At 62.3% G+C, this 4,104-nt stretch carries 4 protein-coding genes; 2 read left to right on the forward strand and 2 right to left on the reverse strand.

The window, feature by feature from the left end; translation table 11 throughout:
• Window positions 1-166: 166 nt before the first annotated feature.
• Window positions 167-874, reverse strand: coding sequence for an ABC transporter ATP-binding protein (locus ACE3S9_RS15985; RefSeq protein ID WP_374547471.1), 708 nt, complete (start codon window positions 872-874; stop codon window positions 167-169).
• Window positions 875-1,345: 471 nt separating this feature from the next.
• Window positions 1,346-2,734: an IS1182 family transposase gene (locus ACE3S9_RS15990; RefSeq protein ID WP_374547472.1), complete on the reverse strand. Its 1,389-nt coding sequence runs from the start codon at window positions 2,732-2,734 to the stop codon at window positions 1,346-1,348.
• A 298-nt stretch (window positions 2,735-3,032) separates the two neighbouring features.
• On the opposite strand from ACE3S9_RS15990, the gene folE reads away from it, so the two are divergent.
• Window positions 3,033-3,659 (forward strand): GTP cyclohydrolase I FolE, encoded by a 627-nt coding sequence (folE, locus tag ACE3S9_RS15995; protein WP_374547474.1) that lies wholly within the window; start codon window positions 3,033-3,035, stop codon window positions 3,657-3,659.
• A partial coding sequence (locus tag ACE3S9_RS16000) for a sigma factor (protein ID WP_374547473.1) occupies window positions 3,656-4,104 on the forward strand: 449 nt, incomplete at its 3' end. The genes folE and ACE3S9_RS16000, both read left to right, overlap by 4 nt.

The raw sequence follows: 4,104 nt of genomic DNA on the forward strand, positions 1-4,104 counted from the left end.
GCGAAACGGCTTTCGCGATAATAATTCCGCTGCGACGTCACCAGCGATTGGTAGGCGCTCAGCGAGGAGATGAAAACCGCGACGCCCGAGGCCAGGACGAGCGCGATCGTGATCGCCTGTCCGGCCAAACGCCGCCAGTCGCGCAGGAGCTTGCGGTCGAGCGCCTTCACCAGCGGATGTCCTCCGGACGAGCCCGCTCGGAATGGCATTCGATCCGGGCGATCCTGCCATCGGCCATATACATCACGCGGTCGGCCATGGCGCCGATGGCGGCGTTGTGCGTGATCACGACTGTGGTCGTGCCGAAGCTGCGGTTGACCTCATCGAGCGCGGACAAAACGCCAATGCCCGTGCGGCAATCGAGGGCTCCGGTCGGCTCGTCGCAAAACAGCACGTCGGGACGCTTGGCTATGGCGCGGGCGATCGCCACCCTCTGCTGCTCGCCGCCGGACAATTGCGAGGGGAAATGGTCGAGCCTTGCGGAAAGGCCGACCCTGGCGAGCGCATCCTCGGGCCGCATCGGCTGCTCGGCGATCTCGGTGACAAGCTCGACATTTTCTCGCGCCGTCAGGCTGGGAATGAGGTTGTAGAACTGGAAGACAAAGCCGACATGCTCGCGCCGATAGCGCGTCAACTCTTCGTCGGACGCCTCGACGAGATTATGATCGCGCCACGCCGCGGCGCCGGACGACGCGCTGTCCAAGCCTCCCAGAATGTTGAGGAGAGTCGATTTACCGCTTCCCGAGGGCCCGAGGATGACGATGAACTCGCCTGCGTAGATATCCAGGTCGAGCCCCTGCAGCGCGGCGACGTCGACACTGCCGACGCGATAGGTTTTATTCAAATTTCGTGAGGAAAAAACGATTGGCGGCATGGCAAGCAGGCCCCTTGGCGTTTTGACTCAACATCATGACGCGCCGCCGCGCATTGACTTGCGGCATCCTCGGTAGAATTCCTATATAGCTTAAGTCTTGCCAGCGCGCCGCGACACCGTTGGGCTCTCGATTCATGGCGGCCTGCGCTTCCCCGATTAGGACTGAGGAAACAGGCGCTTGGTCCCAAAGGAGCCGGCGCCTTCAAACGAAATTTGATGCGACGAACGGTGACGAGGTTCGTACGAGGTCGCCGAGCAAACGGCTCAGTTGGCCGCGGAATTGCCAAAAATGTGATAGCCGCATCCGCTTTGCAGCCTTCCGCCGCCGTTCGGCCTACTGCCGCTTTCCGCCGATTTCGTTGAAAAAGTCGCGGCGTAAGCGATTTCGTGCTCCGCAAGGATCATTTTCTTTCGGTGATTGCTGCGCTTGGCCGCTCGATCTGGCGGCCTGTTGGCTGCTGTGGACGCGGCCTATGCCGCGATCGGCTCCATCTGCCCGCTCATCGGACGAAGTTTGGCCAGTCGTCTTAGATTTTGGGCTGTCGCCGCGAGAAGGAATTCATCTTTGGCTCCGCATGGGCCACGCAGCCGCAGACGGCTGAGCCGGAGGATGCGCTTGAGATGGGCGAACAGCATCTCGACCTTTTTCCGACGGCGGCAAGCGACCTCAAATTCAGGCGTGGCGGCAAGAGCTCGCGCTACATCGCGCGCGTCTTCATCGACGTTCCGAGGAATCTTGCGCAGCACGTCATTTGGACAGCACTGCGGTTTGAGTGCGCAGACCTCGCAATCCTTCTTGCTGGCGCGGTAGCGGGGTATACCGTCAGCGTCGACGCCGGTGCGCGGCGTGGCGTAGGTGCGTCGAAACTGAACCAGTTCCTTGCCGGCGGGACAGATGTAGTGGTCCGCATCTGGATCCCAAGTGAAGTCCGAGCGCGAGAACCTGCCGTCGATGCGTATGGATTTGTCGAAAACAGGAATATGCGGCGTGATCTCCTTCTGCTTAACGAGCCAAGCGAGATTTTTTGCTGATCCATAGGCGGTGTCAGCGGTCAGATAGCCGGGCTTCAAGCCGAACCGCTCTTCTGTGCGCTCCAGCATGGTTTGAGACGCGCCCACTTCAGCCTGGCGAACCGCACGCGTCGCCTCGACATCGACGATCACCCCGTGATCGGTGTCGATCAGATAATTCTCGGCATAGGCGAAGAACGCGTGGCCCTTCCTTTCCGCCGTCCACTGTGCCGCCGGATCGGACGGGGAAATGAACTTCGGCGTCGATGGAGAGGCCGCGCCAAAGGCCGCGTCATCGAGCGTCGCCAGATATTCACGGGCGGCGCGGCACGCTTCCTCGTTTAGCTCCGCCGCGTTCCAGTCTTCGCTGCGCAGCGACCGCCGCTTGTTGCAGTCAGCGGAGATCAAGCTCGCATCAACGGCGAACCCTTCGGCGTCGACCAGACCTTCCGCCAGACACCGTTCCACGATGTTTTCGAACAGATGGCGCAGAATGTCGCTCTCGCGAAAGCGCCCGCGCCGGTTCCTCGAGAAGGTCGAATGGTCAGGAATCTTGCCGTCCAGGCCGAGGCGACAGAACCAGCGGTAGGCGAGGTTGAGATGAACTTCCTCGCACAGGCGGCGTTCCGAACGAATGCCCATGCAATAGCCGACCAGCAACATGCGGATCATTAACTCGGGATCAATCGAGGGGCGGCCGGTGCTGCTGTAGAACGGCTGCAACGCGGCGCGGATGCGTTCAAGATCGAGATGCCGGTCAATGCCGCGCAGCTGGTGATCGGCGGGAACATGGTCATCAAGGCAGAAGTCGTAAAACAACCGAGCCGTTGCCGCCTGCACGCCCATCATCGCCGCATCTCCCGCAAATCAGCAGGAGAAGTGAATCACGCCACCCGCATCGCGGCAACGGTTGAGTTTTTCAACACAATCCGCGGATAGCGGACCAGGCGTTACCGGCTGCTTTATGGCCATTGACGGCCAATGCGGCGCGAACAGGCGCCGACGGCCGGGGCTGAGGCGCGGAGATGGAGATTGCTCGCTGCGGCCGCCTCCGTTCTCGTCCCCATTCCGCTTGCAGTGAACCTTTCAGCGTTTTGATACGTAACAGCGCCGGAGCACAAGGCTGGGGGACGTGGTCATGGACGAAATGGCGCGGGACGTCGACATCGTTTTGCTGAAATCGACGGGGAGGAATCGAGGCGGCCGTGTCGTTGCGCGTTCGGAGGCCGAAGCGGCAGTGGAAACGTTGCTCGCTTATCTCGGCGACGATCCCCGTCGCGAAGGGCTGCTGGACACGCCGGCCCGGGTCACGCGCGCCTATGCCGAGCTGTTCGCCGGCTACGGCCAGGAACCCGCAAACATTCTCGCCATGACTTTCGAGGACTCCGGCGGCTATGACGAGATGGTCCTTGTCGGCGAAATCCCCTTCATTTCCCATTGCGAACACCATATGGCGCCGTTTTTCGGCCGCGCCGCCATAGCCTATTATCCCGAGAAAGGCGTGGTGGGACTGTCCAAATTGGCGCGTCTGGTGGAGATCTACGCCCGCCGCCTGCAAACGCAGGAAACCATGACGGCCCAGATTCTTCGCGCGCTCGACGACCACCTGACCACGCGCGGCGCGGCCGTCCTGATCGAGGCGGAACATATGTGCATGTCGATGCGCGGCGTGCGCAAGCCCGGCGCGGTCACCACGACCATGCTGTTTTCCGGCCGCTTCCGCGACGATCCTGGCGCGCAGGCGCGGTTCATTTCCCTGGCGCGCGAAAGATGACCGCCGCGCTGGTCGAATCGCCGGCGCTGGACCTCGCCGGGGTTTTGGGCTTAAGCCTTGGGCGGCGTGACGGGGCGCTGCAAGCGAAAGGCAGGGCGCGGGTGCGGGCTCAAGGCGAGGAAGCGGCGGCGGACAAAGCCTGGGCGGAAGAACTCGCCGCCTGGACGGACGCTGTGGCCCGCAACCAGGACCGCGACGCCTTCGCGCGACTGCACCGCCATTTCGCCCCGAAGCTTGCGGCCTGGATGTCGCGCGCCGGTCTGCCGCAGGCGCAGATCGAAGATATCGTTCAGGATTGCATGGTGGCCGTCTGGCGCAAGGCGCCGCTCTACGATCCCGCTTATGGCGGCGTCTCGACCTGGATTTTCACCATCGCACGCAATCTTCGCGTCGATCATTCCCGGCGCAAAGCCAACCGCGAAACGCTGCCCCTCAACGATTGGGA

The sequence above is a fragment of the Rhodoblastus sp. genome (genome assembly GCF_041915505.1).
Taxonomy (GTDB): domain Bacteria; phylum Pseudomonadota; class Alphaproteobacteria; order Rhizobiales; family Beijerinckiaceae; genus Rhodoblastus.

What these genes read in the sequence shown, in the direction of transcription:
- ACE3S9_RS15985 (WP_374547471.1), bottom strand. Translation starts at nt 874, where the DNA reads ATGCCGCCAATCGTTTTTTCCTCACGAAATTTGAATAAAACCTATCGC.
- ACE3S9_RS15990 (WP_374547472.1), bottom strand. Translation starts at nt 2,734, where the DNA reads ATGATGGGCGTGCAGGCGGCAACGGCTCGGTTGTTTTACGACTTCTGC.
- folE (WP_374547474.1), top strand. Translation starts at nt 3,033, where the DNA reads ATGGCGCGGGACGTCGACATCGTTTTGCTGAAATCGACGGGGAGGAAT.